Raw genomic sequence first — 25,746 nt, 5'->3', positions numbered from 1 at the left:
AGATCAAAAGATCGCAGCCTGCGGCAGCTCCTACATTGGAATGCACTCCCTTGTAGGAGCTGCCGCAGGCTGCGATCTTTTGACTTTTTTACACCGATCCCGGCGTTTCTCGTCGAGATGAGACGGGGTGCGCATACGTCTTATAAATGAAACACCGCCCTCGGCTATACTCCGCAGCATTTGAAACGACCCCGAGGACTGACTGTGAAGAACTGGACGTTGCGCCAACGCATCTTGGCGAGCTTTGCGGTAATTATCGCCATCATGTTGCTGATGGTCGTCGTCTCGTATTCCCGTCTGTTGAAGATCGAAACCAGCGAAGCAAGCGTTCGTGACGACGCGCTTCCCGGGGTGTATTACAGCTCGATGATTCGCGGCGCCTGGTCCGAAAGTTTTATTCAGACCCAGGAGCTGCTGGGCTTGAAGCAAGGGCAGGGCATCAGCGCTGAGGATGCAGAAGACTACAAAAACTTCGAGGCGAAGCTGCAAGAGGAGATGAACAGCTATCGCGGAACCATCACCACGGATGAAGACAAGGTTGAGTTCATTGTTTTTGAAAAAATCTATGCCGACTACAACAAGGCACTGACGGCCGTGCTCGATTTGCATAAGCGCGATCAGGCAGCGGAGGCCATCAAGCTATTCAACGATCAGCTGATTCCAGTCTGGACGGCAGGTCGCGTGAAGCTCAATGACATCATTCACGAAAACAAAGTGGTGGCGGATCAGGACATAGTGGCCATCGATAACGCCGTGATCACCGCAAAAATCAGCATGGGCATTTCGCTGCTGGTCGCGGTATTAGCCGCCGGCCTCTGCGGTTTGCTGTTGATGCGCGCAATTATGGCGCCGATGAATCGCATCGTGCAGATCCTCGAAATCATGCGCACCGGCGACCTTAGCGGCCGCCTGAACCTGGAGCGCAAGGACGAGTTCGGCGCCGTCGAAACCGGCTTCAACGACATGATGACCGAGCTGACGTCCCTGGTGTCCCAGGCCCAGCGCTCCTCGGTGCAAGTCACTACGTCGGTCACCGAGATCGCCGCTACCTCCAAGCAACAACAAGCCACTGCCACGGAAACGGCGGCCACCACCACCGAAATCGGCGCGACCTCCCGTGAAATTGCCGCCACCTCGCGAGACCTGGTGCGCACCATGACCGAAGTCTCTACCGCCGCCGATCAGGCTTCGGTGCTGGCCGGTTCCGGGCAGCAAGGCCTGGCGCGCATGGAAGAGACCATGCACTCGGTGATGGGCGCGGCCGATCTGGTCAACGCCAAACTGGCGATCCTCAACGAGAAGGCCGGCAACATCAACCAGGTGGTGGTCACCATCGTCAAGGTCGCCGACCAGACCAACCTGCTGTCCCTCAATGCCGCCATTGAAGCCGAAAAGGCCGGTGAATACGGTCGCGGGTTTGCCGTGGTCGCCACCGAGGTACGGCGTCTGGCGGACCAGACGGCCGTCGCCACGTATGACATCGAGCAGATGGTGCGTGAGATCCAGTCGGCGGTGTCGGCCGGGGTGATGGGCATGGACAAGTTCTCCGAAGAGGTGCGCCGCGGCATGTCCGAAGTGCAGCAGGTCGGTGAGCAGTTGTCGCAGATCATCCATCAGGTTCAGGCGCTGGCGCCGCGGGTGTTGATGGTCAACGAAGGCATGCAGGCCCAGGCCACCGGTGCCGAACAGATCAACCACGCGCTGGTGCAGTTGGGCGATGCGAGCAGCCAGACCGTCGAGTCCCTGCGCCAGGCCAGTTTCGCCATCGACGAACTGAGTCAGGTCGCCGTGGGACTGCGTAGCGGCGTTTCGCGATTCAAAGTCTGATGAGCGAACTCACGGCCAAACGCACCGCCGTGAAGCCGGCGTTGCAAGCATTGTTTCTGGTGTTCCGCATCGGCAGCGAGCGCTTTGCCTTACAGGCTATCGAGGTGGCGGAAGTGCTGCCGCGTCTGCCTTTGAAGCCGATCGCCCGCGCGCCGGACTGGGTCGCTGGGGTGTTCGCGTATCGTGGCGCCGTAGTGCCGGTGATCGACCTCAGTGCATTGACGTTCGGCGAGCCGGCCCAGGCTCGCACCAGCACGCGTTTGGTGCTGGTCAATTACCGTCCGGGTGAGAGCACCGAGGCTCGATTGCTCGGGCTGATCCTGGAGCAGGCCACCGACACCTTGCGCTGCAACCCGGCGGACTTTCAGCCCTATGGCCTGGACAATCGCCAGGCGCCGTACCTCGGGCCGGTGCGTGAAGACGCTCAGGGGTTGTTGCAATGGGTGCGCGTCGCCGATTTGCTCGATGAGCGGGTTCGCGGCGTGCTGTTTCCGTCGCCCCCTCTGGACGTGGCGCAGCTTGAGGAGCGGCCATGAGCACCGATCAGCGGTTTTTCGATTTCCTCAAGGAACGCATCGGCCTCGACGTGACCTCCGTCGGACCGGCAATCATCGAGCGCGCCGTGCGCCAGCGCAGCACGGCGTCTCAGGCGCTGACGGCCGATGACTATTGGCGCACCCTGCAAGGTTCTCAGGACGAGCAGCAGGCGCTGATTGAAGCGGTGATCGTTCCCGAGACCTGGTTTTTCCGATACCCGGAATCCTTCGCTACCTTGGCGAAACTGGCTGCCAAGCGGCTGGCCGAGATCAACAACATGCGCGCGCTGCGGATTCTCAGCCTGCCGTGCTCCACGGGTGAAGAACCGTACTCCATCGCCATGGCCTTGCTCGATGCGGGTTTCAAGCCGCATCAGTTCAAGGTCGAAGGCATGGACGTCAGCCCGCTGTCGGTGGAAAAAGCCAAGCGCGCGCTGTACGGCAAAAATTCGTTTCGCGGTCAGGACATCGCCTTTCGCGATCGTCATTTCAGTGCCGAAGATGAAGGCTATCGCCTCAGCGGGCGAGTGCTTGAACAAGTGCGTTTGCAGGTCGGCAATCTGCTCGATCCGGCCTTGCTCGCCAGTGAGCCGGCCTATGACTTTGTGTTCTGCCGCAACTTGCTGATCTATTTCGATCAGCCGACCCAGCAACAGGTGTTCGAAGTGCTCAAACGTCTGACCCACGTCGACGGCGTGCTGTTCATCGGCCCGTCCGAGGGTAGTTTGCTGGGTCGCTTCGGCATGCGCTCGATTGGTATCCCGCAGTCCTTTGCCTTCAGTCGTCAGCGTGCGCCGGAGCCTGAGCCTGTTTCGACGTTCGTTCCGACGCCGCTGCCCGTACGCCTACCGGTACGCAGCGTGACGTCGTTGCCCGTGCGCAATCGCCCGTTTGCAACCCTCACTCCGCCAGCCGTCACCCCGAAAGCAGCGGACGCCACCACCTTGCTGGCCAACATCGCGACCCTCGCCAACGAAGGCAAAAGCGCCGAAGCCCGCACCGCCTGCGAAAGCTACCTGCGCAGTCACGAACCGGTGGCTCAGGTGTTTTACTGGCTGGGGTTGCTCAGCGATGTCGCCGGCAGTGCCCTGCAGGCCCAGGGTTTTTATCGCAAGGCGCTTTACCTCGAACCGCAACATCCCGACGCGTTGATGCACCTGGCGGCGTTGCTGCAATCCCAGGGCGATACGGCGGGCGCCAGACGATTGCAGGAACGCGCCGCCCGCAGTGAACGCGTCGCTGACAGTGAGCGTAAACGATGATCGCCTCCGATGCCTTTAGCGTCACCCATGAAAATGCCCAGGCCATCGACGACTGCTGGAACCGCATCGGTATCCACGGCGACAAGTCCTGCCCACTGCTGACAGCGCATATTCACTGTCGCAATTGCGCGGTGTATTCAGCCGCCGCAACGCGCTTGCTCGACCGCTATGCATTGCAACAGGAGGATCGCGGGGAAGTCTCCACGGCGGTTGAGACCGACGTTGTAACCCGCTCACTGTTGATGTTCCGTCTCGGGGAAGAGTGGCTAGGCCTGGCGACGCGCAGTCTGGTGGAAGTGGCGCCGCTGCAAGCGATTCACTCCTTGCCGCACCAACGTTCCCGGGCCTTGCTCGGCGTTGCCAATGTGAGGGGGGCGTTGGTGGCCTGTTTGTCGCTGGTGGAGCTGCTCGGGCTCGACGGTGCGAGCAGCGTGGCGTCTGGCGCGCGAGTCATGCCGCGGATGCTGATCATCGCGGCCCACGGCGGCCCGGTGGTGGTGCCGGTGGACGAAGTGGACGGGATTCACGCCATTGACGAGCGCGTTCTCGAGGCTGCGTCTCAGTCCGGTACTCAGGCCAGTGCCAAATACACCCGCGGCGTGTTGCAATTCAAAGGTCGCAGCCTGCGTTGGCTGGATGAAGAACAGCTATTGTCCGCCGTGACCCGGAGCCTCACATGACCCCCGAGCAAATGCGCGACGCCTCTTTGCTCGAACTGTTCAGCCTGGAAGCCGAGGCCCAGACCCAAGTGCTGAGCGCAGGACTGTTGGCCCTTGAGCGCGATCCGACCCAGGCCGGTCATCTCGAATCGTGCATGCGTGCGGCGCACTCGCTCAAGGGCGCGGCGCGGATCGTCGGTGTCGATGCCGGGGTCAGCGTTGCGCATGTGATGGAAGATTGCCTGGTCAGTGCCCAGGAAGGGCGTCTTTATCTGCGGCCCGAGCACATCGATGCCTTGCTGCAAGGCACCGATTTATTGATGCGCATCGCGACGCCGAATAACGCGCCCGCGCCGGCGGATATCGAATCTTATGTAGCCTTGATGGCTCGGTTACTGGATCCGCAGGCGCTCGCCGCGCCGATCAGCACGCCGATTACGCCGATTACGCCGTTCATGGCCGAGCCCGAATCCGAAGTAGCCAACGTTGACCTGCCCATTTCGGTCGTCGAATCGCCAGCCGCTGCACCGGTCGAGTCCCTGCACAAGGCCCGGCGCACCACCGAAAATGGTGAGCGCGTATTGCGAGTTACCGCTGAGCGCCTGAACAGCCTGCTCGATCTGTCGAGCAAATCCCTGGTGGAAACCCTTCGGCTCAAACCGCACCTGGCGACCATGCAACGCCTCAAGCGTATGCAGAACAACGGCCTGCGGGCCCTGGAGAACCTCAACGTCCATCTCAAGGATCAGGCGTTGAGCCTGGAAGCGCGAGAAGCCCTTGAGGATGCCCGCCGGTTATTGGCGGACTCCCAGCAATTGCTGACAGAAAAAAACGCCGAGCTGGATGAGTTTGCCTGGCAGGCCAGCCAACGGGCGCAGGTGCTCTACGATACGGCACTGGCCTGTCGCATGCGGCCATTTGCCGATGTGTTGACCGGGCAAGTGCGGATGGTTCGCGACCTGGGTCGCAGCCTCGGCAAACAGGTGCGGCTGGAGATCGAGGGCGAAAAGACCCAGGTTGACCGCGATGTCCTGGAAAAACTTGAAGCGCCGCTGACGCACTTGCTGCGCAATGCGGTGGACCACGGAATCGAATCCCCGGAGCAGCGGCTGTTCGCCGGCAAACCGGCTGAAGGCTTGATCCGCTTGCGCGTCTCTCACCAGGCCGGTCTGCTGGTGCTGGAACTGAGCGATGACGGCAACGGTGTGGATCTGGAAAAGGTCCGCCGTAGCATCATCGAACGGCAGCTGTCGCCGATTGAAACCGCCGCGCAGTTGAGCGAGGAAGAGCTGCTGACGTTCTTGTTCCTGCCAGGCTTCAGCCTGCGCGACAAGGTCACTGAAGTCTCCGGGCGTGGCGTTGGTCTGGATGCGGTTCAGCACATGGTCCGGCAATTGCGCGGCGCGGTGGTGCTGGAGCAGGCGGCGGGCGAGGGCAGTCGCTTCCATCTCGAAGTGCCGCTGACCCTGTCGGTGGTGCGCAGTCTGGTGGTGGAAGTCGGCGACGAGGCGTACGCCTTTCCGCTGGCCCACATCGAACGCATGTGCGACCTGGCGCCGCAAGACATCGTTCAGGTCGAGGGTCGCCAGCATTTCTGGTACGAAGGTCGACATGTCGGGCTGGTCGCAGCCAGTCAACTGTTGCAGCGTCCGGCCAGCCAGGATCCCCAGCAAACCCTGAAAGTCGTGGTGATCCGCGAGCGCGATGCGATTTACGGCGTGGCGGTGGAGCGTTTTATCGGCGAGCGGACGTTGGTCGTATTGCCGCTGGATGAGCGACTGGGCAAAGTCCAGGACATCTCTGCCGGGGCCTTGCTCGACGACGGTTCGGTGGTGCTGATCGTCGACGTCGAAGACATGCTGCGTTCGGTGGATAAATTGCTCAACACCGGGCGGCTGGAGCGCATTGCGCGTCACGGCAATCAGGTGGTTGAAGCGGCGCGCAAACGGATTCTGGTGGTCGATGATTCACTGACGGTGCGCGAGTTGCAGCGCAAACTGTTGCTCAACCGCGGCTATGACGTGGCCGTGGCGGTCGACGGAATGGATGGCTGGAACGCGCTGCGTTCGGAGGATTTCGATCTGCTGATCACCGACATCGATATGCCGCGCATGGATGGCATCGAACTGGTGTCTTTATTGCGCCGGGACAATCGACTGCAATCCCTGCCGGTTATGGTGGTGTCTTACAAGGATCGTGAAGAGGATCGTCGTCGTGGACTGGACGCTGGAGCCGACTATTATCTAGCCAAAGCCAGTTTTCACGACGACGCCCTGCTTGATGCAGTGGTTGAGCTCATAGGAGGAGCGCGGGCATGAGAATCGCAATTGTCAACGATATGCCCATGGCGGTAGAGGCTCTGCGCCGTGCCTTGGCATTTGAACCGGCGCATCAGGTGATCTGGGTGGCCAGCAATGGGGCGGAGGCCGTACAGCGTTGCGCCGAAAACACCCCGGATCTGATCCTGATGGACCTGATCATGCCGGTAATGGACGGTGTGGAGGCGACCCGACGGATCATGGCCGAGACCCCGTGCGCCATCGTGGTGGTCACCGTCGATCGTCAGCAGAACGTGCACCGGGTGTTCGAGGCGATGGGCCACGGGGCGCTGGATGTGGTCGATACGCCGGCGCTCGGAGCCGGTAATGCGCAGGAAGCGGCGGCGCCGTTGTTGCGCAAGATCATGAACATCGGTTGGCTGATCGGTGAAAAGGGCAGTCAGCCGCGCCCGGCGCCAGGCCCATTGCGCAGTTCGGGCTCGCGCCAGCGCCTGGTGGCCATCGGCTCATCCGCCGGCGGCCCGGCCGCGCTGGAAGTCTTGCTCAAGGGGCTGCCACGGGATTTTTCAGCGGCCATCGTGCTGGTCCAGCATGTGGATCAAGTATTCGCCGCCGGCATGGCCGAATGGCTGAGCAGCGCCAGTGGCTTGAACGTGCGTCTGGCCGAGGCGGGTGAGCCGCCGCAGGCTGGCACCGTGCTGTTGGCCGGCACCAACCACCATATTCGCTTGTTGAAAAATGGAACGCTGGCCTACACCGCTGAACCGGTCAACGAGATCTATCGTCCCTCGATTGATGTGTTTTTCGAAAGCGTGGCCAGTTACTGGAACGGAGATGCCGTGGGTGTTTTGCTCACCGGGATGGGGCGCGATGGCGCCCAAGGGCTTAAACTCATGCGCCAACAGGGCTACCTGACCATCGCTCAGGACCAACAAAGCAGTTCGGTATATGGTATGCCGAAGGCGGCAGCCGCCATTGATGCCGCAGTGGAAATTCGCCCACTGGACAAGATAGCGCCACGATTGCTGGAGATTTTCCCCAAGTGAACACTTTTCACAGCAATTGTGGCCCAAGTAGTACTCAGGTGACCGCACATGAATGACTTACAGCTCGACGACTTCAAGACCGACGAAAACGCCGCCATGGTGTTGTTGGTGGACGATCAGGCAATGATCGGCGAGGCGGTGCGCCGCGGGTTGTCGAACGAAGAAAATATCGATTTCCACTTCTGCGCCGACCCGCACCAGGCCATTGCCCAGGCGATCCGCATCAAGCCCACAGTGATCCTCCAAGACCTGGTCATGCCTGGCCTCGATGGCCTGAGCCTGGTGCGCGAGTACCGCAATCACCCGGCAACCAAGAACATTCCGATCATTGTCCTGTCGACCAAGGAAGACCCGCTGATCAAGAGCGCGGCGTTCGCGGCCGGGGCCAATGATTACCTGGTCAAGCTGCCGGACAATATCGAACTGGTGGCACGCATTCGCTATCACTCACGCTCCTATATGACGTTGTTGCAACGTGATGCGGCCTACCGTGCGTTGCGAGTGAGTCAGCAGCAGTTGCTCGACACCAATCTGGTGCTACAGCGTTTGATGAACTCAGACGGCCTGACCGGGCTGTCGAATCGTCGCCACTTCGACGAATACCTGGAACTGGAATGGCGACGCTCGTTGCGTGACCAGAGTCAATTGTCGCTGCTGATGATTGATGTGGACTACTTCAAGTCCTACAACGACAGTTTCGGCCACCTCGAAGGCGATGAAGCCCTGCGCCAGGTAGCCACAGCGATTCGTGACGCCAGCGCACGGCCTTCGGACCTGCCGGCCCGTTACGGTGGCGAGGAATTCGCCCTGGTCCTGCCCAATACCTCGCCGGGCGGTGCGCGGCTGGTAGCGGAAAAACTCCGCCAGACCGTGGCGGCGCTGAACATTCCGCATATTTTCCCGGCCGAAGGTTCGAACCTGACCATCAGCATCGGCCTCTCGACCATGACCCCGCAACCGGGCAGCGATTGTCGTCAGTTGATCCTTGCTGCGGACAAGGGGCTGTATCTGGCGAAGAACAATGGGCGTAATCAGGTGGGGATCGAATAACGCACGGTTGAACGCCATCTATTGTAGGAGCTGCCGAAGGCTGCGATCTTTTGATCTTGCTTTTTAAGATTAAGATCAAGATCAAGATCAAGATCAAGATCAACAGATCGCAGCCTTCGGCAGCTCCTACAGGTGCACCGCGCCGCTCAAAACCATTCGCCGCTAAAGCCGCCAGGCGGGCTGCCGTGACAGCCTGATTACGTTATACTCGCCGGCTTTCAAAAGTTCGCCAACGAGTGCTGCCCGCCATGGAAATCAACCCGATCCTTAACAGTATCAAGGACCTGTCCGAGCGCTCCGAAACTATTCGGGGGTATCTTTGACTACGATCAAAAGCATGAGCGTCTGACTGAAGTCAATCGCGAGCTTGAAGATCCGTCTGTCTGGAACAACCCGTCGTACGCTCAGGAACTGGGCCGCGAGCGGTCCCTGCTGGCGCAGATCGTCGAAACCCTCGACGAAATGCACTCCGGCCTGGCCGACGCCAAAGACCTGCTGCTGATGTCCGCTGAAGAAGAAGACCAGGCCGCCGTCGATGACGTCGCTGCCGAAGTCGAGCGCCTGCGCGAGTCGCTGGAAAAACTCGAATTCCGTCGCATGTTCAGCGGTGAAATGGATGCCAACAACGCCTACCTGGACATCCAGGCCGGCTCCGGTGGCACCGAGGCCCAGGACTGGGCCAACATCCTGCTGCGCATGTACCTGCGCTGGGCTGACAAACGCGGTTTCGACGCGACCATCATGGAACTGTCCGCCGGTGAAGTCGCCGGGATCAAGGGCGCTACCGTGCACATCAAGGGCGAATACGCCTTTGGCTGGTTGCGTACCGAGATCGGCGTGCACCGTCTGGTGCGCAAGAGCCCGTTCGACTCCGGCAACCGCCGTCACACCTCGTTCTCGGCCGTGTTCGTGTCGCCGGAAATCGATGACAACATCGAAATCGACATTAACCCGTCGGACCTGCGCATCGACACCTACCGCTCCTCCGGTGCCGGTGGTCAGCACGTAAACACCACCGACTCGGCCGTCCGTATTACGCACGTACCGACCAACACCGTGGTCAGCTGCCAGAACGAACGCTCCCAGCACGCCAACAAAGACACCGCGATGAAAATGTTGCGGGCGCGCTTGTACGAGCAGGAAGTGCAGAAACGCAACGCCGCCTCCCAGGCCCTGGAAGACACCAAGTCCGACATCGGCTGGGGTCACCAGATCCGCTCGTATGTACTCGATGCGTCGCGAATCAAGGATTTGCGCACTAACATCGAACGCAGCGACTGCGACAAGGTGCTCGACGGCGACATCGACGAATACCTGGTGGCCAGCCTGAAACAAGGCCTGTAACGCATGCAATACAGGATCCGCTGACTCGGCGCGATCTTGTAGGAGCGGGCTTGCCCGCGATCCCCAGCCGAAGGCTGGGGGCAACGAACCTGTGATGGAATTTTTAAAGACATGAGCGACCTAGAACTCGACCCGCAAGCCCTGCAACAGGAAGAAAACTCCCTGATCGCCCTGCGCAAGGAAAAGCTTGCTGCCGAGCGCGCCAAGGGCAATGCCTTCCCGAACGACTTCCGCCGCGAAAACTACTGCAATGACTTGCAGAAACAGTACGCGGACAAGACCAAGGAAGAGCTGGCAGAGGCTGCAATCCCGGTCAAGGTTGCCGGTCGCATCATGCTCAACCGTGGCTCGTTCATGGTGATCCAGGACATGACCGGTCGCATCCAGGTTTACGTCAACCGTAAAACCCTGTCCGAAGACACCCTGGCCGCGGTGAAAACCTGGGACATGGGCGACATCATTGCCGCCGAAGGCACCCTGGCCCGTTCCGGCAAGGGCGACCTGTACGTCGAAATGACCACCGTGCGCCTGCTGACCAAATCCCTGCGCCCGCTGCCGGACAAGCACCACGGCCTGACCGACACCGAGCAACGCTACCGCCAGCGTTACGTTGACCTGATCGTCAACGAAGACGTGCGCCAGACGTTCCGCGTGCGTTCGCAAGTCATCGCCCACATCCGCAGCTTCCTGATGCAGCGTGACTTCCTGGAAGTGGAAACGCCGATGCTGCAAACCATTCCGGGTGGCGCAGCGGCCAAACCGTTCGAAACGCATCACAACGCGCTGGACATGGGCATGTTCCTGCGTATCGCGCCTGAGTTGTACCTCAAGCGCCTCGTAGTGGGCGGCTTCGAGAAAGTGTTCGAGATCAACCGCAACTTCCGTAACGAAGGTGTTTCGACTCGTCACAACCCTGAATTCACCATGTTGGAGTTCTACCAGGCTTACGCCGACTACGAAGACAACATGGACCTGACCGAAGAACTGTTCCGTGAACTGGCGCAGCTGGTTCTGGGCAGCACCGACGTTCCGTACGGCGACAAGGTGTTCCACTTCGGCGAACCGTTCGTGCGTCTGTCGGTGTTCGACTCGATCCTCAAGTACAACCCTGAGCTGACCGCGGCGGACCTGAACGACATCGACAAGGCCCGCGCCATCGCCAAGAAGGCCGGTGCCAAGGTGCTGGGCTTCGAAGGTCTGGGCAAGTTGCAGGTGATGATTTTCGAAGAGCTGGTCGAGCACAAGCTGGAACAGCCGCACTTCATTACCCAGTACCCGTTCGAAGTGTCGCCGCTGGCCCGTCGTAACGACGAGAACCCGAACGTCACCGACCGTTTCGAGCTGTTCATCGGTGGTCGCGAAATCGCCAACGCCTACTCCGAGTTGAACGACGCGGAAGACCAGGCCGAGCGCTTCATGGCTCAGGTGGCCGACAAGGACGCCGGTGACGATGAAGCCATGCACTACGACGCCGACTTCGTTCGTGCTCTGGAGTACGGCATGCCGCCAACGGCCGGCGAAGGTATCGGCATCGACCGTCTGGTGATGTTGTTGACCAACTCACCGTCGATCCGCGACGTGATCCTGTTCCCGCATATGCGGCCGCAAGCGTAAGTGTTCCAATTAAAAAGCCGCCTGCTCAGGCGGCTTTTTATTGCCTGTCTGGTACAAACGTATCAATTTGTTGCTTAAAGCAGAGAGGAATGACCTGTCGTGAATCGTGCAATTGCTCAAGTAGGTGCAGCGGGCGTCGCCACTGCGGTCGCTGAAAGTGTTCAGTACCAGGGGCGCAAGGCCAGCCGACAGGGCAGCGAACAGCGTCGACAGGACATTCTCGATGCGGCGATGCGTATTGTCGTGCGCGAGGGGGTACGGGCCGTGCGTCATCGGGCGGTCGCCGCCGAGGCCGGTGTGCCGTTATCGGCCACCACCTACTATTTCAAGGATATCGATGACTTGCTCACCGATACCTTCGCTCAATATGTGGAACGCAGTGCGGCGTTCATGGCCAAGCTATGGGTGAACACCGAAATCCTGTTGCGCGAGATGGTGGACAGCGGCGACGGCGGCCCCGAGTCTCGCTCGCAACTGGCGGATGATATTGCGCGGTTGATGGCGGACTATGTTCACCGCCAGTTGATCAACCGGCGTGAACACTTGATGGCAGAACAGGCGTTCCGCCAGGAAGCGCTGCTTAACCCGCGTCTTGCCGTGTTGGTGCGTTCGCATCAGCAAATTCTTCTACAGGGTACGTGCCAGCTTTTACAGGTATTGGGTTCACGCGAGCCACAACAGGATGCCAAAGTGTTGACGGCGATTATCGGACGGATGGAATATCAGGGCCTGCTCAACAACGCCGAGCCTGTGGCCGAAGCGGAAATGCTCGGTATCCTCAATCGCTACATGCACCTGGTATTGGCGTCGGTGTAACTCAATCCCCGGTAGGAGCTGCCGAAGGCTGCGATCTTTTGATCTTGATCTTGTTGATACCTATGTAAAGCAAGATCAAAAGATCGCAGCCTTCGGCAGCTCCTACAAAAGCGCGCTGTATCGATAGGGAGTGTTGAATGAAAGCCTGGCGTGTCGTTGTGATCGCCTTGTCCTGCCTGCTGCTCAGTGGCTGCCTGGTGACCTTCAAGGAGCCTCTGCCCGGCGGCGAGCCCGCGCCAAAAGGCTTGCTCGGCAAGTGGACCAGCACCAACGCCTGGGGCGAGCCGATGAATCTTGAGCTGACGCGTCTTGGCGACAATCACTATCAGGCCGTCAGTTACTTCAAGGCCAAACCCAAGGAGCGAGAAGCCTACCCGTTCACGGTGTCGCACCATGGTGATCGCTGGTATCTGTCGGCGAAAGTGCCGACGCAGTTCGGCGGGCATTTCACGATTGCCGGTTTCGAGCTCAACGAAAAGCATGAATTGGTGGTCTACAACCTCGACCTCGAGCAGATCAATCAGGCCCTGGGGCAGAAAGTCCTCAGCGGCGAAGGCTTCCAGACTGATGACGGCGACGGTGTGCTGATCAACAGCAACCTGGAACAGGTGTTCGCCTACCTCGACGATCCGGCCAATTCCGATGTGTTCGTCGAAGCAGTGCGTTATCAGCGCCTGGCCAAAGCCAAATAACCCAGTACTAACGGTTTTTCTACAGGAGTTTCGGGTGGACGATTACCAGCAGACGATACGCATTTTGTCCGATCGCATTGTGCTGGCGCAGACGCCGATTCGCGTCCTCGACGCGGTCAAATGGGACGAGAACATTCGCAAGGGTTTCCTCAAGGCCAAGGGCAAGGAAATGCCGGCAGTGGACCGCGATTACTACCTGAATCGGCCGTTGTCCTTCGACTCCAGCAAAGTGAAACTGGAATTCCAGAACATCGAGCGTGACATCACCCGTCAGCTCGGTCAGTTCAATCCGGTTGGCCAGATCATGCGCCGCATGTGCAAGGAGTACCGGATGGTGGTGCGCATGCTCGAAGCGCGCGGCACCGAGGACTTCGGGCTGATTTCCCAGGAACTTTACGGCGCCGCGTCCGATGCCTTCCATGCTGGCGACCCGACGTTGGCCGACCTGGGGCTGATGCTGTCGGATTACTTGAACAACATTGATGGCCGTGGCGACCTGAAGGATGAGCCCAAGACGCTCTCCGCCAAAGAGGCCGTGCATCTCTTGCAAACCCGGTTGAACAAGGTCTTTGGCGAAGCCGAAGAGACGATTCGGGTGTTCGAATCCGACGGGATCGTCGCCGATGCGGCGGCCGGTGCCGACTACATCAAGATCCGCGCTGACGCGATGTTCAACGACCGCGACGTGCGCGCCCTGGAAGTTCACGAAGGGTTGGTGCATGTGGGCACCACGCTCAATGGTCTGAACCAGCCGATCTGCACGTTCCTGTCCAAAGGGCCGCCGTCGTCGACGGTGACTCAGGAAGGTCTGGCGATCCTGATGGAAATCATCACCTTCGCCTCCTACCCCAGTCGCCTGCGCAAACTGACCAACCGCACGCGCGCCATTCACATGGTGGAAGAGGGCGCCGATTTCTTGCAGATCTTCGAGTTCTTCCGCGAGCAGGGTTTTGAAATGGCGGAAAGCTACGGCAACGCCAGTCGGGTTTTCCGCGGGTCGGTGCCGACAGGTCTGCCATTTACCAAAGACTTGTCCTACCTCAAGGGCTTTATCATGGTTTACAACTACATTCAGTTGGCCGTGCGTAAAGGCAAGCTTGAGCAAATACCCTTGCTGTTTTGCGGCAAGACGACGCTGGAAGACATGCGGACGTTGCGGCAATTGGTGGATGAAGGGTTGGTGGTGCCGCCGAAATATTTGCCGGAGCAGTTCCGCGACATGAACGCATTGTCGGCGTGGATGTGCTTCTCCAACTTCCTCAACCACCTGAGCCTGGACCGGATCGAAGCGGATTACTCCAATATACTCTAACGACGCGGACCCCAATGTGGGAGCGGGCTTGCTCGCGAATGCGGTCTAACATTCAACATCTCTGTTGTCTGACACACCGCTTTCGCGAGCAAGCCCGCTCCCACATTTGATTTGTGTTCCAACTACAATTTCTGCGAGGTTTCAACGGATGAGAATCCTCGGCATCCTCTGCCTTCTCCTGACCCTGGGCGGTTGCAGCTCCTTGCTGTTCTACCCCGACCCCGGTCAGCTGTTTACCCCGGAAAAAGCCAAGCTCGAATACCGCGACGTCACCCTGATCACCGCTGATGGCCTCAAGCTGCACGGCTGGTGGCTGCCGGCCAAGAAAGGCGTCGAGGTCAAAGGCACGGTGCTGCACCTGCACGGCAACGGCGGCAATCTGCCTATGCACCTGGGCGGAAGTTGGTGGTTGCCGAAGGCGGGTTATCAGGTGTTGCTGGTGGACTATCGCGGTTATGGCCTGTCCGAAGGCGAACCGAGTTTGCCGGCGATCTACCAGGACATCGACGCTGCATTCAAATGGCTCGACCAGGCCCCTGAGGTCAAAGGCAAACCGCTGATCCTGTTGGGCCAGAGCCTCGGTGGTTCGATGGCCGTGCATTACCTGGTCCAGCATCCCGAGCGCCAGCGACAGCTCAAGGCTTTAGTGCTCGACGGCGTGCCCGCCAGTTACCGCAGTGTCGGCCAGTTTGCCCTGAGCAATTCATGGGTGACCTGGGCGTTCCAGGTGCCGCTGTCCTGGCTGGTACCGGACGGTGACAGCGCGATCAACTCGATGGCGCAGCTCAACGGCGTGCCGAAACTGATCTACCACAGCATCGACGATCCGCTCGTGCCTCTTTCCAACGGCATCCGTCTGTATCAAGCTGCGCCGCCGCCGCGGGTGCTGCAACTGACCCGAGGAGGGCATGTGCAGACGTTCGCCGAGCCGGTCTGGCGCAAAGTCATGCTGCGCTACCTCGATGACCCGCAGCATTTCAACGGCCTGCGCCGACTGGCCGAAACCCCGAATTACCCGGCGCCGCCGAATTCAGAAGATGAACCACCAGAGAGCCTGAAATGAGTGAAGAACGTAACGCCATCCCGCTGATCATCACGGGTATCTGCAGCATCCTCGGTACCGTCGGTGCCCTGTGGTTCTACGGTTACCTGCACTTCGCCAAGCCTGAGGATGCGTTGCTGCTCAGCGACTTCACCATGCTCAAGACCGTGCCGGGCGAGGATTACAAAGTTTCTCTGGAACCCGCTGCACAAGTGGCCCAATGCATTGATGGCGTACTGGTGCTGTTCGACACCGAACAAAAAGGCCTGAGCGGCGTGTTGGTCAACGGGCAGAAAAAAGCCGTGCGCTGCATGGGGCAGGAAACGCCGCAGAAACTGGAGCCGTAACCCATTCTGTGGTCGCCAACAACCCAATAATGTAGGAGCGAGCTTGCTCGCGATGGTCGTTAACGAAAACGCGTGATCACTGGTAAACGCGTTGCTGTGAAGTCCATCGTCGGAACGCCGCCCGGAGCAAGCTCGCTCCTACATACAACCTTGTTGGCGGGAGGGAATCAGTGTTTCTGCTTGTCATTGCCCGCCGACAAATCGTGCAAATGACGACGGGATAACGCGAGAAAGCGCGGCGTCGGACCGACGTCTTCGTACAGCGGATCGCCTTCTTCGTCGGTGGCCACGACGGTCGACCCTTTCACGTATGGGAAGCTTTTTTCGAGCTCTTCCAGCGCGGCGCCGATCAGCTCGCCGAGCAGTTCTTCAGGCTGGCGTTTCGGGTACATCTCGGTAATCGCCGCCAGCCGGGCGGCGGCTTCCACATCCAGATGAATCGTGTAACCCGTCTCGGTCAAGCGACCCTTGGCGTTTTCTTCCCAATGCTGGGCAAGCTCGCGAATTTTCATAAAAACCTCATTGCGCACCTGCTCGTGGCAGGCTGTGAGTGTCCGGCGGTGGCCGGCGGCAGCCGTTATGCGGCTTACTCTTCAGACTAGCTTTAACGCCCAAGGTTTAAAGTCCCTTCGTCGTCTGATGCTGTTCCCTTTGCCTCGGTGCTTTGGGCGTGCGTATTTGTAGGGCGGGTTCACGTGAGGGCTTTTTTGGGTGTATATCCGTTTTTTTGGTGATGGCTGCTAATGGTTCCGCCCTTACGGCGGGTCACTTTGAGAAGCGCAAAGTAACCAAACGCTCTTGCCCCTTTCGTTCGGTGCCTCGCTAAGGCTCGGCATGCCCTCACTCCGGCATTGCTCCGGGGGCCCGCCGCCATCGGCCATCCATGGCCCAGAGTGTGTAAAAATCCAAGCCAACCCTTGCTATGATTTCCCGGGATTTCATCGTAAGGGTTAGCCATGAAACGCTTCATTCAAGGTGAACACCGAGGTCAAAGTACCTTGCTCCCCGAGAGCCTGGACGATTACGTCAGCGACACCAATCCGGTGCGCGTTGTCGATGTCTTCGTGGATGAGCTCGACCTGATCACCCTGGGTTTTGAAAGCGCGGTCCCAGCTGAAACGGGCCGACCGGGCTACCACCCCGCCGTCATGCTGAAGATCTACATCTACGGCTATCTCAACCGTATTCAGTCGAGCCGACGCCTTGAGCGCGAGGCGCAGCGCAACGTCGAGCTGATGTGGCTGACCGGTCGCCTGATGCCGGACTTCAAGACCATCGCCAACTTCCGCAAGGACAACGGCAAGGCCATTCGAGGCGTTTGCCGCCAGTTTGTTGTGCTGTGCCAGCAACTAGGGCTTTTCTCGGAAAACCTGATTGCCATCGACGGCAGCAAGTTCAAGGCGGTGAACCACCGCGACCGCAACTTTACCAGCGCCAAGCTGAAGAAGCGGATGGAAGAAATCGAATCGAGCATTGCCCGTTATCTGAAGGCACTGGATGCCGCTGATCGTGAAGAGCCCAAGCCCTCGGACCCAAAAAGCGGCGGCCTGGAAGAGAAAATCGCCAAACTCAAGGAGCAAATGAAAGCGCTTCAGGAGATAGAAATTCAAGTTGAGACATCGCCGGATAAGCAGGTCTCGCTGACCGACCCGGACGCCCGCTCGATGATGACGAGCGGTAAAGGCATCGTGGGTTACAACGTACAGACCGCGGTCGATACCAAGCACCACCTGATCGTTGCGCACGAAGTGACCAATGTGGGCCACGACCGTGATCAGCTCAGTTCGATGGCGGTGCAGGCCCGTGAGGCGATGAAACTCGAATCGTTGTCGGTGGTGGCTGACCGCGGGTATTACAAAAGCGGGGAGATCCTTGCCTGCCATGAAGCAGCGATTACCGCGTATGTGCCGAAGACGCAGAGCTCGCGGGCCAAATTCGATGGCCGCTTTAACAATGATGCTTTCATCTACGACGCGGACAAAGACGTGTACGTCTGCCCCGCCAAGGAAGTGCTGACCTGGCGCAACGCTTGCGTCGATAATGGCAAGACGCTGAACAGTTACTGGAGCTCGAACTGTCGGTCCTGCTCGATAAAGGCGCAATGCACACCGGCCAGAGAGCGAAAGGTTCGTCGCTGGGAACATGAAGCGGTGCTGGAGGAGATGCAGGTCCGCCTGGACGAAGCGCCGGAGATGATGAAGATCCGCAAACGGACAGTTGAACATCCTTTCGGGACGCTCAAACAATGGATGGGTGCGACGCACTTTTTGACCCGACGACTTGCCGGGGTGAGCACCGAAATGAGCTTGAATGTGCTCGCTTACAACTTGAAAAGGGTGATGAAAATCCTCGGTGCGCAGAATCTGATGAAAGCGCTGGCGGCCTGAAAAGCCCCCGTTTTGTCTGGTAGACGAGCTGTGATGCGCCGCCAGAGGCCCCTTGATAACGGGCTGGAGCTACGAAAAACGCTTTTGGTTTAATGAGCCAGCCAACACTCGTCGGCGCACGCGCCGACGATGTTTGAGCCCGTTTTTACACACTCTGGGCCGGGGGCGGCTAACCCGGCATCCATGCCGGGTTGCCCACTACGCAGAACCTCCACTCGGCCTCTCGAGGGGGCGGTGCCTCAAGATCAAAAGCCGCAGGCGAGCTAACGCTCGGCCTGTTGAGTGGTGAACAGCCAAAGCGATACGCCGATCTGCTTTTTGTGGGAGCGAGCCTGCTCGCGATGGACGTGAACGATAACGCGTACTGTCTGGAAAAATGCGTTGCCTTCGAATTCATCGCGAGCAAGCTCGCTCCTACAGAGCGCACTATTCCCCCTGTAGGAGCTGCCGAAGGCTGCGATCTTTTGATCTTGATCTTGATCTTGATCTTGATCTTGCTGTTGCTTCAGATCTACCGCCCCTTTCCCAGAGGCCGAACGCAGGCGTTGCGCAGGGGGCACCGCGGCAAGGATGCCGCGGTAGCCGCCCCCGGCCATGGATGGCCGATGGCGGCGGGCCCCCGGAGCAATGCCGGAGTGAGGGCATGCCGAGCCTAGGCGAGGCACCGAATGGAGGGGCAGAAGCGCTTTGGTTACTTTCGCGCTTTTCGAAAGTGACTCGCTGTAAAAGCGAAACCGCCAGCAGCCGCTACCGAAGAAATGGATATACACCCAATCCCAATCCCAAAAATCTCTTAAGTGAACACCATTACCATCGTCGCCCGCTTGTAAGAACCGCCTTACGGCGGCACTCTCTAACGACGAAGCACACCCGGATTTTTCGCTGGAGAACGGCAGATGACCGATATTGATGCACGCTTGCGCGAGGATGTTCACCTGTTGGGTGAACTGTTGGGCAACACCATTCGTGAGCAGTACGGGGACGATTTTCTCGACAAGATCGAGCAGATCCGCAAGGGCGCCAAGGCCGACCGTCGTGGCTCGATGGACGCTGAACTGAGCGCCAGTCTCAATCAATTGGGTGAAGACGAGTTGCTGCCGGTCGCGCGGGCGTTCAACCAGTTTCTCAACCTGGCCAATATCGCCGAGCAATATCAGCTGATTCACCGCCGCGAAGAGTCGCAGCCAGCGCCGTTCGAGGCACGGGTGCTACCGGAATTGCTCGCTCGCCTGCGTGCTGAAGGCCATGGCGCCGACTCCCTGGCCCGACAATTGGGGCGCCTGGAAATCGAGCTGGTGTTGACGGCTCACCCCACTGAAGTCGCTCGGCGCACGCTGATCCAGAAATACGACGCCATCGCCGCGCAACTCGCCGCGCAGGATCATCGCGACCTGACCAGCGCCGAGCGCGAGCAGATTCAGTCGAAGTTGCAGCGATTGATCGCCGAAGCCTGGCACACCGAAGAAATCCGCCGTACACGCCCGACGCCTGTGGACGAAGCCAAATGGGGTTTCGCGGTGATCGAGCATTCGTTGTGGCAGGCGATTCCCAACTATTTACGCAAGGCCGATAAAGCCCTGTATGACGCCACCGGGTTGCATCTGCCGCTGGAGTCCGCGCCGATTCGCTTTGCTTCGTGGATGGGCGGCGACCGTGACGGTAACCCCAACGTTACCGCTGCCGTGACGCGCGAGGTTTTGCTGCTGGCGCGCTGGATGGCGGCCGATTTGTTTGTGCGTGACGTCGATCACCTCGCCGCCGAGTTGTCGATGCAACAGGCCAGCGATGCGCTTAAAGCCAAGGCCGGAGACAGCGCAGAACCCTATCGCGCGGTGCTTAAACAGTTGCGTGAACGTCTGCGTGCCACCCGGAACTGGGCTCACGCTTCCTTGGCGAGTGCTACGCCGGCGACCGCCGATGTGCTGCAAAACAACCGCGACCTGCTGGATCCGCTGGAACTGTGTTACGAGTCGCTGCATGAGTGCGGCATGGGTGTTATCGCGGACGGTCCATTGCTCGATTGCCTGCGCCGGGCGGTGACGTTCGGCTTGTTCCTGGTGCGCCTCGATGTGCGTCAGGACTCGTCGCGCCATACCGCGGCCATGACTGAAATCACCGATTACCTGGGCCTCGGTCGCTATGAGGACTGGAGCGAGGAAGAGCGAATTGCCTTCCTGATGCGTGAACTGAATAACCGTCGGCCATTGCTTCCGGCGTACTTCAAGCCCTCGGCCGACACCGCCGAAGTGCTCGCCACTTGCCGGGAAATCGCAGCCGCACCGGGGGCTTCGCTCGGTTCGTATGTGATTTCCATGGCTGGCGCCGCTTCCGATGTGCTGGCTGTGCAACTGCTGCTCAAAGAGGCTGGCGTCTTGCGGCCGATGCGCGTGGTGCCGCTGTTCGAAACCCTCGCCGACCTCGACAACGCCGGCCCGGTGATTGAAAAACTGTTGCTGCTGCCGGGTTATCGCGCGCGCCTGCAAGGGCCGCAGGAAGTGATGATCGGCTACTCCGACTCGGCCAAGGACGCCGGCACCACCGCAGCCGCCTGGGCGCAGTATCGGGCGCAGGAGCGGCTGGTCGATATCTGTCGCGAGCAACAAGTGGAGCTGCTGTTGTTCCACGGTCGCGGTGGCACCGTGGGCCGTGGCGGTGGTCCGGCGCACGCGGCGATTCTGTCGCAGCCACCGGGTTCGGTGGCCGGGCGGTTCCGCACAACTGAGCAGGGCGAAATGATTCGCTTCAAATTCGGCCTGCCGGACATCGCCGAACAAAACCTCAACCTGTACCTGGCGGCGGTGCTGGAGGCGACCTTGCTGCCACCGCCACCCCCGGAGCCTGCGTGGCGTCATTTGATGGACGAATTGGCTGCAGACGGCGTCAGCGCTTACCGTGCGGTGGTGCGGGAAAACCCCCAGTTCGTCGAGTATTTCCGCCAGTCCACGCCGGAACAGGAATTGGGCCGCCTGCCGCTGGGCAGCCGCCCGGCCAAGCGCCGCGCCGGCGGGATCGAAAGCCTGCGGGCAATCCCATGGATCTTCGGCTGGACCCAGACTCGCTTGATGCTGCCAGCGTGGCTTGGCTGGGAAGCGGCGCTGAGCAAGGCGCTGGAGCGCGGTGAGGGCGAGTTGCTGGGGCAGATGCGCGAGCAGTGGCCGTTCTTCCGGACCCGGATCGATATGCTGGAAATGGTACTGGCCAAGGCCGATGCCGATATCGCCCGGTCCTACGATGAACGCTTGGTTGAGCCAGATTTGTTGCCTTTGGGTGCGCATTTACGCGACCTATTGTCGCAGGCGTGTTCAGTGGTCCTGGGGTTGACTGGTCAGTCGCAGCTGCTGGCACATAGCCCTGACACCCTTGAATTCATCCGCCTGCGCAACACCTATCTCGACCCGCTACATCTATTGCAAGCCGAACTGTTGGCCCGTTCACGGCAACAGGAAGTGGCACAAGGCAGCCCGGTAGAACAGGCGTTGCTGGTGTCTGTAGCGGGGATTGCCGCCGGTTTGCGCAATACCGGCTAAGGTTTTTCGTCGTGGGGGAAGGCACCCGGCGCGAGCGTCGAGCGCCTGAGGGCGAGGGGCTGAAAAGTGCTGTCAGGCGACAGTTAATGATGGGGTTGCGACTTGGGGTACCCCATTGAAAGGTCACATCAGGCGTAGGTTTCTCCGACTTTCGGCGGCTTGTGTGCTCAGGGCCTGCTGTGTATCTTGATCAGCCTCTGGCCGTTTGGGCGGCCACGACCCTATTTTTGAGATTGGCCCCACGAGGCGAATCTGACGTTATCTATATAAAAAATTGAGGAGCACATCGATGCGCGTCATTCTGCTGGGAGCTCCCGGGGCCGGTAAAGGTACTCAGGCTAAGTTCATCACCGAGAAATTCGGCATTCCGCAAATCTCCACTGGCGACATGCTGCGTGCCGCGGTCAAGGCCGGCACCGAGCTGGGCCTGATCGCCAAGAGCGTCATGGACAGCGGCGGTCTGGTCTCCGATGACTTGATCATTAACCTGGTCAAGGAACGCATCAGCCAGGCCGATTGCGCCAACGGTTTCCTGTTCGACGGTTTCCCGCGCACCATTCCTCAGGCCGAAGCCCTGGTGAAAGCCGGCGTCGAACTGGACAACGTGGTCGAAATCGCCGTCGATGACGAAGAAATCGTTCAGCGTATCGCCGGTCGTCGTGTTCACGAAGCCAGTGGCCGCGTGTACCACACCGTCTACAACCCGCCGAAAGTTGCCGGCAAGGACGACATCACCGGCGAAGACCTGGTACAGCGCAAGGACGACACCGAAGAAACCGTGCGTCATCGCCTGTCGGTCTACCACTCCCAGACCAAGCCACTGGTAGCCTTCTACCAGAACCTGGCCGCGGATCAGGGCAAGCCGAAATACAGCCACATTGCTGGCGTTGGCTCGGTTGAAGCGATTACCGACAAGGTGCTTGAAGCGCTGAGCTGAAAACCGCTTCATCTTCTACGGCCCGCTTGCGGGCCGTAGTTGTTTATACTGGCGCACTTTTTCTGACCTCTCTTACGGATACATCGATGAGCACCTTGCTGGCCCTGGACACCGCGACTGAAGCTTGCTCCGTTGCCTTGCTGCATGATGGCAAAGTCACGAGCCATTACGAGGTGATCCCGCGCCTGCACGCGCAGAAGCTACTGCCGATGATTCAGCAATTGCTCGCCGACGCCGGGACCACCCTGCAAGCGGTCGACGCCATTGCTTTCGGCCGTGGGCCCGGGGCTTTCACCGGTGTGCGGATTGCGATTGGTGTGGTGCAAGGCCTGGCGTTTGCGCTGGATCGCCCGGTACTGCCGGTGTCGAACCTGGCGGTGCTGGCGCAGCGGGCGTATCGCGAGCATGGCGTGAGCCAGGTGGCGGCCGCCATCGATGCGCGGATGGACGAAGTGTATTGGGGTTGCTACCGCGAGACGGCAGGGGAGATGCGACTGGTCGGCAATGAGGCCGTGTTGCCGCCGGAAGCGGCGGCATTGCCGGCGGATGCCAACGGCGAATGGTTTGGCGCGGGCACCGGTTGGGGGTATGCCGAGCGCATCGCCGTCAAATTGACCGGGCAAGAGGCGGGCATGTTGCCCCACGCCGAAGACTTGTTGACCCTGGCGCGGTTTGCCTGGGAACGCGGTGAGGCGATAGTGGCGGATGAGGCGCAGCCGGTTTATCTGCGCGACAAGGTCGCGACCCCTAAGGCGCGTTGATCCCCGGTTGCTTTGTGGTGAGGGGATTTATCCCCGTTGGGTTGCGAAGCGACCCCAGATTTCATCAGGCACACGGGCAGGCTGGTCTGCGACTGCTTCGCAGTCGAACGGGGATAAATCCCCTCGCCACAAAACATCGTCACCTCCTGCCAATCGTCGTTTTATAGCCCCCGCTTTTAAACCTTTTTGTATTTCTGTGTTCTAGTTATCACCAAGCGGTTTGCGAAGTTGGCTATGCGCCATTAAACTGCCATTACTGATACCGGACATGTACTCATGCGTATAGACGGCGTTTCCTCTCAGTCCTACCCCATCAAGCGCAAGCCTCGCAAAGGCCCTGTGGCGGAAGACGATTACGTCGACATCGACGGTGAGCTGGAAATGCCATCCGAAGAGCAAATGGCCGCCCGCGCTGCCAAGGCTTCCGCGCAACGCCTGGCTAATCTGCCGGCTCGTCAACAAGACATGATTTACCACCGCGCCATGAGCAAAAGCGTGGCCACGGCACTCGCCAGCTACCTGAGCACCGCCACTTTTGTCGACTGGGATTCGAATGTGCTGGGCCTCGACCTGTACATCTGATGTGGCTGCCTTATTACCTCGGCTGCCCGTCCTGGAGTGAAAACGCCTGGCGCGAATACCTCTATCCGCCCGACGCCAAGCCCTCCGAATTTCTAAATCTCTATTCTCAAGTATTCAACGCCGTGGAAGGTAATACGACCTTCTACGCGAGCCCTGCTGCCAGCACCGTGCAGCGCTGGGCCGAGACCATGCCTCAGCACTTTCGCTTCACCGCCAAATTCCCCGGCGACATCAGCCACAGCGGAGACTTGCGCGAACAACTGACCGCTGTCGAAACGTTTCTGCAATTGCTCAGCCCCTTGGGCGATCGCGTTTCGCCCCTCTGGCTGCAATTGTCAAAAAGCTTCACGCCTCAACGATTGCACGAGCTGGCGGGCTTTATCGACGCGGTGGACAGGCCTCTGGCCATCGAAGTGCGGCACGACGATTTCTTCGCCAAGGGCGATGCCGAGCGCGGGCTCAATCGCTTGCTGCGGGATCGCGGAGTCGAGCGCATTTGTCTCGATCCTCGCGCATTGTTCAGCTGCGTGTCGACTGATCCGTCAGTACTTCACGCCCAATCAAAAAAGCCCAAGGTACCGCCGCGCCCGGCAGCCTTCACCCAGTTCCCGCAAGTCCGTTTCATCGGTCATCCACAGTTAGAGGCCAATGATCCGTTCCTCGTACCGTGGGTCGAGAAAATCGCCCAGTGGATCGAAGAGGGCCGCACGCCCTATATCTTCCTGCACACCGCCGACAACCTGCTGGCCGCCAAACTCGCGCAACGTTTTCACGCACAACTGATGCTGCGTTTGCCTGGCCTGCCGCCGCTGCCTGAGCTATACAGAGAGCCCGCCATCGAGCAGCTTGGCCTGCTTTGAAGCGGATTCCCTGCTTTTTTCAGGAGCCTGCCAATGGATACGCAAACCCTTCGAGCCCAGGCGTTCAAAGCACTGCATGAACGCGACGGCGCTTTTGTCATTCCCAACCCTTGGGACGCCGGCTCGGCGAAAATGCTCGCCAGCCTGGGTTTCGAGGCGCTGGCGACCACCAGTGCCGGTTATGCCTTTTCCAGAGCCCGTCCCGATGGTGGGCTGACACTGGACGATACCCTGGCAAACGTTCAGGCGATTGTCGCGGCCACCGATTTGCCGGTAGCGGTCGACCTCGAAAACGGTTTCGCCGACAACCCGGCGGATTGCGCGAAAAGTATTTTGCGCGCGGCAGACGTCGGTGCCGTCGGCGGCTCGATCGAAGATGCCACGGGCCGTGAGGACGCTCCGATCTACTGCTTCGAACATGCTGTGGCCCGCATCGAAGCTTGCGTTGCTGCAGCCCGCAGTTTGCCTTTCCCCTTCATGCTGACGGCGCGGGCCGAGAACTTTCTGCATGGCAATCCTGACCTGGCCGATACCATTCGCCGCTTGCAGGCCTTTGCCGAAGCCGGGGCCGACGTGTTGTATGCGCCCGGTCTGCGCACGGCTGAAGACGTCCTGGCGGTGGTGCGCGCGGTGGCGCCGAAACCGGTCAATGTCTTGATGTCTGGCGGACTGAAGCTGACGGTCGAGCAACTGAGCGAAATGGGCGTTAAACGGATCAGCGTGGGTTCAGCGCTGGCGTTGGCGGCGTATGGCGAGTTCTACCGTGCAGCCGAAGAGATCCAGAAGTCAGGCACGTTCGGGTTCACATCGCGGTCGATGCCGTATCAACAGGCCAATCAATTGTTCAAAAGCTGACAATACGGTTT

The 25,746-nt window shown here is 59.8% G+C and carries 23 protein-coding genes; 21 read left to right on the top strand and 2 right to left on the bottom strand.

Going from position 1 to position 25,746, the window contains the following annotated elements; all coding sequences use genetic code 11:
• Positions 1-204 precede the first annotated feature (204 nt).
• The 14 genes from JFU37_RS07110 to JFU37_RS07045 all read left to right on the top strand — a co-directional run bounded on the left by JFU37_RS07110 (position 205) and on the right by JFU37_RS07045 (position 15,826).
• Positions 205-1,827, top strand: coding sequence for a methyl-accepting chemotaxis protein (locus JFU37_RS07110; RefSeq protein WP_201114467.1), 1,623 nt, complete (start codon positions 205-207; stop codon positions 1,825-1,827).
• Positions 1,827-2,363, top strand: a complete 537-nt coding sequence (locus JFU37_RS07105; protein ID WP_201114464.1) for a chemotaxis protein CheW — start codon at positions 1,827-1,829, stop codon at positions 2,361-2,363. Before JFU37_RS07110 ends, JFU37_RS07105 begins: the two co-directional genes overlap by 1 nt.
• Positions 2,360-3,625, top strand: coding sequence for a CheR family methyltransferase (locus JFU37_RS07100; protein WP_201114462.1), 1,266 nt, complete (start codon positions 2,360-2,362; stop codon positions 3,623-3,625). The genes JFU37_RS07105 and JFU37_RS07100 overlap by 4 nt, the downstream gene beginning before the upstream one ends.
• Positions 3,622-4,305: a chemotaxis protein CheW gene (locus JFU37_RS07095; protein ID WP_201114460.1), complete on the top strand. Its 684-nt coding sequence runs from the start codon at positions 3,622-3,624 to the stop codon at positions 4,303-4,305. The genes JFU37_RS07100 and JFU37_RS07095 overlap by 4 nt, the downstream gene beginning before the upstream one ends.
• Complete coding sequence (locus JFU37_RS07090; RefSeq protein ID WP_201114458.1) at positions 4,302-6,602, top strand: hybrid sensor histidine kinase/response regulator; 2,301 nt, start codon at positions 4,302-4,304, stop codon at positions 6,600-6,602. The genes JFU37_RS07095 and JFU37_RS07090 overlap by 4 nt, the downstream gene beginning before the upstream one ends.
• Complete coding sequence (cheB, locus tag JFU37_RS07085) at positions 6,599-7,609, top strand: chemotaxis response regulator protein-glutamate methylesterase (protein WP_201114457.1); 1,011 nt, start codon at positions 6,599-6,601, stop codon at positions 7,607-7,609. Before JFU37_RS07090 ends, cheB begins: the two co-directional genes overlap by 4 nt.
• A gap of 48 nt (positions 7,610-7,657) precedes the next feature.
• The gene (locus JFU37_RS07080) at positions 7,658-8,659 is read left to right on the top strand and encodes a response regulator (protein ID WP_201114454.1); all 1,002 of its coding nucleotides are present in this window, start codon (positions 7,658-7,660) and stop codon (positions 8,657-8,659) included.
• Positions 8,660-8,907: 248 nt separating this feature from the next.
• Positions 8,908-10,003 (top strand): peptide chain release factor 2 gene (gene prfB / locus JFU37_RS07075; RefSeq protein WP_095920368.1). Its coding sequence is split into 2 segments (ribosomal slippage): positions 8,908-8,979 and positions 8,981-10,003, totalling 1,095 coding nucleotides; the frame shifts between segments, so codons are not numbered across the junction.
• Between the two features lie 111 nt (positions 10,004-10,114).
• Positions 10,115-11,617, top strand: a complete 1,503-nt coding sequence (gene lysS, locus JFU37_RS07070; protein ID WP_201114452.1) for a lysine--tRNA ligase — start codon at positions 10,115-10,117, stop codon at positions 11,615-11,617.
• Positions 11,618-11,716: 99 nt separating this feature from the next.
• On the top strand, positions 11,717-12,433 hold the full coding sequence (locus tag JFU37_RS07065) for a TetR family transcriptional regulator (protein ID WP_201114450.1): 717 nt from the start codon (positions 11,717-11,719) through the stop codon (positions 12,431-12,433).
• A 137-nt stretch (positions 12,434-12,570) separates the two neighbouring features.
• Positions 12,571-13,125 (top strand): hypothetical protein, encoded by a 555-nt coding sequence (locus tag JFU37_RS07060; protein ID WP_201114449.1) that lies wholly within the window; start codon positions 12,571-12,573, stop codon positions 13,123-13,125.
• A gap of 34 nt (positions 13,126-13,159) precedes the next feature.
• Positions 13,160-14,437, top strand: coding sequence for a flavohemoglobin expression-modulating QEGLA motif protein (locus tag JFU37_RS07055; RefSeq protein ID WP_201114448.1), 1,278 nt, complete (start codon positions 13,160-13,162; stop codon positions 14,435-14,437).
• Between the two features lie 148 nt (positions 14,438-14,585).
• Positions 14,586-15,500: an alpha/beta hydrolase gene (locus JFU37_RS07050; protein WP_201114447.1), complete on the top strand. Its 915-nt coding sequence runs from the start codon at positions 14,586-14,588 to the stop codon at positions 15,498-15,500.
• Positions 15,497-15,826: a hypothetical protein gene (locus JFU37_RS07045; protein WP_201114446.1), complete on the top strand. Its 330-nt coding sequence runs from the start codon at positions 15,497-15,499 to the stop codon at positions 15,824-15,826. The genes JFU37_RS07050 and JFU37_RS07045 overlap by 4 nt, the downstream gene beginning before the upstream one ends.
• A gap of 167 nt (positions 15,827-15,993) precedes the next feature.
• Here the strand turns inward: JFU37_RS07045 and JFU37_RS07040 are convergent, their stop codons facing one another.
• On the bottom strand, positions 15,994-16,338 hold the full coding sequence (locus tag JFU37_RS07040) for a hypothetical protein (protein WP_034150733.1): 345 nt from the start codon (positions 16,336-16,338) through the stop codon (positions 15,994-15,996).
• Positions 16,339-16,782: 444 nt separating this feature from the next.
• Between JFU37_RS07040 and JFU37_RS07035 the strand changes: the two genes are divergently transcribed.
• Positions 16,783-18,213, top strand: a complete 1,431-nt coding sequence (locus JFU37_RS07035; protein ID WP_201111875.1) for an IS1182 family transposase — start codon at positions 16,783-16,785, stop codon at positions 18,211-18,213.
• A 263-nt stretch (positions 18,214-18,476) separates the two neighbouring features.
• Here JFU37_RS07035 and JFU37_RS07030 read toward each other — a convergent pair whose 3' ends face one another.
• On the bottom strand, positions 18,477-19,148 hold the full coding sequence (locus JFU37_RS07030) for a hypothetical protein (RefSeq protein WP_201114445.1): 672 nt from the start codon (positions 19,146-19,148) through the stop codon (positions 18,477-18,479).
• Here JFU37_RS07030 and ppc point away from each other — a divergent pair.
• From ppc to JFU37_RS07000, 6 genes are all read left to right on the top strand, one after another.
• On the top strand, positions 19,110-21,740 hold the full coding sequence (gene ppc, locus JFU37_RS07025) for a phosphoenolpyruvate carboxylase (protein ID WP_201114444.1): 2,631 nt from the start codon (positions 19,110-19,112) through the stop codon (positions 21,738-21,740). The two genes, JFU37_RS07030 and ppc, sit on opposite strands and share 39 nt — an antisense overlap.
• A gap of 289 nt (positions 21,741-22,029) precedes the next feature.
• Positions 22,030-22,677 carry an adenylate kinase gene (gene adk / locus JFU37_RS07020; RefSeq protein WP_201114442.1) on the top strand — a complete coding sequence of 216 codons (648 nt, stop codon included), beginning with the start codon at positions 22,030-22,032 and terminating at the stop codon, positions 22,675-22,677.
• Positions 22,678-22,763: 86 nt separating this feature from the next.
• A complete protein-coding gene (gene tsaB, locus JFU37_RS07015) occupies positions 22,764-23,438 on the top strand; it encodes a tRNA (adenosine(37)-N6)-threonylcarbamoyltransferase complex dimerization subunit type 1 TsaB (RefSeq protein WP_201114440.1) in 675 nt (224 codons plus the stop codon).
• A 276-nt stretch (positions 23,439-23,714) separates the two neighbouring features.
• Positions 23,715-24,020 carry a hypothetical protein gene (locus JFU37_RS07010; RefSeq protein WP_201114432.1) on the top strand — a complete coding sequence of 102 codons (306 nt, stop codon included), beginning with the start codon at positions 23,715-23,717 and terminating at the stop codon, positions 24,018-24,020.
• Entirely contained in the window at positions 24,020-24,880 is an 861-nt protein-coding gene (locus JFU37_RS07005) for a DUF72 domain-containing protein (RefSeq protein ID WP_201114430.1), read from the top strand. Before JFU37_RS07010 ends, JFU37_RS07005 begins: the two co-directional genes overlap by 1 nt.
• Before the next feature lie 33 nt (positions 24,881-24,913).
• Positions 24,914-25,735 (top strand): isocitrate lyase/PEP mutase family protein, encoded by an 822-nt coding sequence (locus tag JFU37_RS07000; RefSeq protein ID WP_201114428.1) that lies wholly within the window; start codon positions 24,914-24,916, stop codon positions 25,733-25,735.
• The last annotated feature ends 11 nt before the right edge of the window (positions 25,736-25,746 follow it).

The sequence above is a fragment of the Pseudomonas sp. TH41 genome, assembly GCF_016650695.1.
Classification (GTDB): domain Bacteria; phylum Pseudomonadota; class Gammaproteobacteria; order Pseudomonadales; family Pseudomonadaceae; genus Aquipseudomonas.
The sequence above is the reverse complement of the archived record's forward strand: the minus strand, read 5'-3'. Positions and strand labels throughout refer to the sequence as shown.

Excerpts from the sequence above, each read along its gene's own strand:
- JFU37_RS07045 (WP_201114446.1), top strand. The coding sequence starts at position 15,497 with ATGAGTGAAGAACGTAACGCCATCCCGCTGATCATCACGGGTATCTGC.
- JFU37_RS07050 (WP_201114447.1), top strand. The coding sequence starts at position 14,586 with ATGAGAATCCTCGGCATCCTCTGCCTTCTCCTGACCCTGGGCGGTTGC.
- JFU37_RS07035 (WP_201111875.1), top strand. The coding sequence starts at position 16,783 with ATGAAACGCTTCATTCAAGGTGAACACCGAGGTCAAAGTACCTTGCTC.
- JFU37_RS07040 (WP_034150733.1), bottom strand. The coding sequence starts at position 16,338 with ATGAAAATTCGCGAGCTTGCCCAGCATTGGGAAGAAAACGCCAAGGGT.
- adk (WP_201114442.1), top strand. The coding sequence starts at position 22,030 with ATGCGCGTCATTCTGCTGGGAGCTCCCGGGGCCGGTAAAGGTACTCAG.
- JFU37_RS07000 (WP_201114428.1), top strand. The coding sequence starts at position 24,914 with ATGGATACGCAAACCCTTCGAGCCCAGGCGTTCAAAGCACTGCATGAA.
- JFU37_RS07010 (WP_201114432.1), top strand. The coding sequence starts at position 23,715 with ATGCGTATAGACGGCGTTTCCTCTCAGTCCTACCCCATCAAGCGCAAG.
- JFU37_RS07005 (WP_201114430.1), top strand. The coding sequence starts at position 24,020 with ATGTGGCTGCCTTATTACCTCGGCTGCCCGTCCTGGAGTGAAAACGCC.
- JFU37_RS07060 (WP_201114449.1), top strand. The coding sequence starts at position 12,571 with ATGAAAGCCTGGCGTGTCGTTGTGATCGCCTTGTCCTGCCTGCTGCTC.
- cheB (WP_201114457.1), top strand. The coding sequence starts at position 6,599 with ATGAGAATCGCAATTGTCAACGATATGCCCATGGCGGTAGAGGCTCTG.
- JFU37_RS07100 (WP_201114462.1), top strand. The coding sequence starts at position 2,360 with ATGAGCACCGATCAGCGGTTTTTCGATTTCCTCAAGGAACGCATCGGC.
- tsaB (WP_201114440.1), top strand. The coding sequence starts at position 22,764 with ATGAGCACCTTGCTGGCCCTGGACACCGCGACTGAAGCTTGCTCCGTT.
- JFU37_RS07080 (WP_201114454.1), top strand. The coding sequence starts at position 7,658 with ATGAATGACTTACAGCTCGACGACTTCAAGACCGACGAAAACGCCGCC.
- JFU37_RS07090 (WP_201114458.1), top strand. The coding sequence starts at position 4,302 with ATGACCCCCGAGCAAATGCGCGACGCCTCTTTGCTCGAACTGTTCAGC.
- ppc (WP_201114444.1), top strand. The coding sequence starts at position 19,110 with ATGACCGATATTGATGCACGCTTGCGCGAGGATGTTCACCTGTTGGGT.
- JFU37_RS07095 (WP_201114460.1), top strand. The coding sequence starts at position 3,622 with ATGATCGCCTCCGATGCCTTTAGCGTCACCCATGAAAATGCCCAGGCC.
- lysS (WP_201114452.1), top strand. The coding sequence starts at position 10,115 with ATGAGCGACCTAGAACTCGACCCGCAAGCCCTGCAACAGGAAGAAAAC.
- JFU37_RS07105 (WP_201114464.1), top strand. The coding sequence starts at position 1,827 with ATGAGCGAACTCACGGCCAAACGCACCGCCGTGAAGCCGGCGTTGCAA.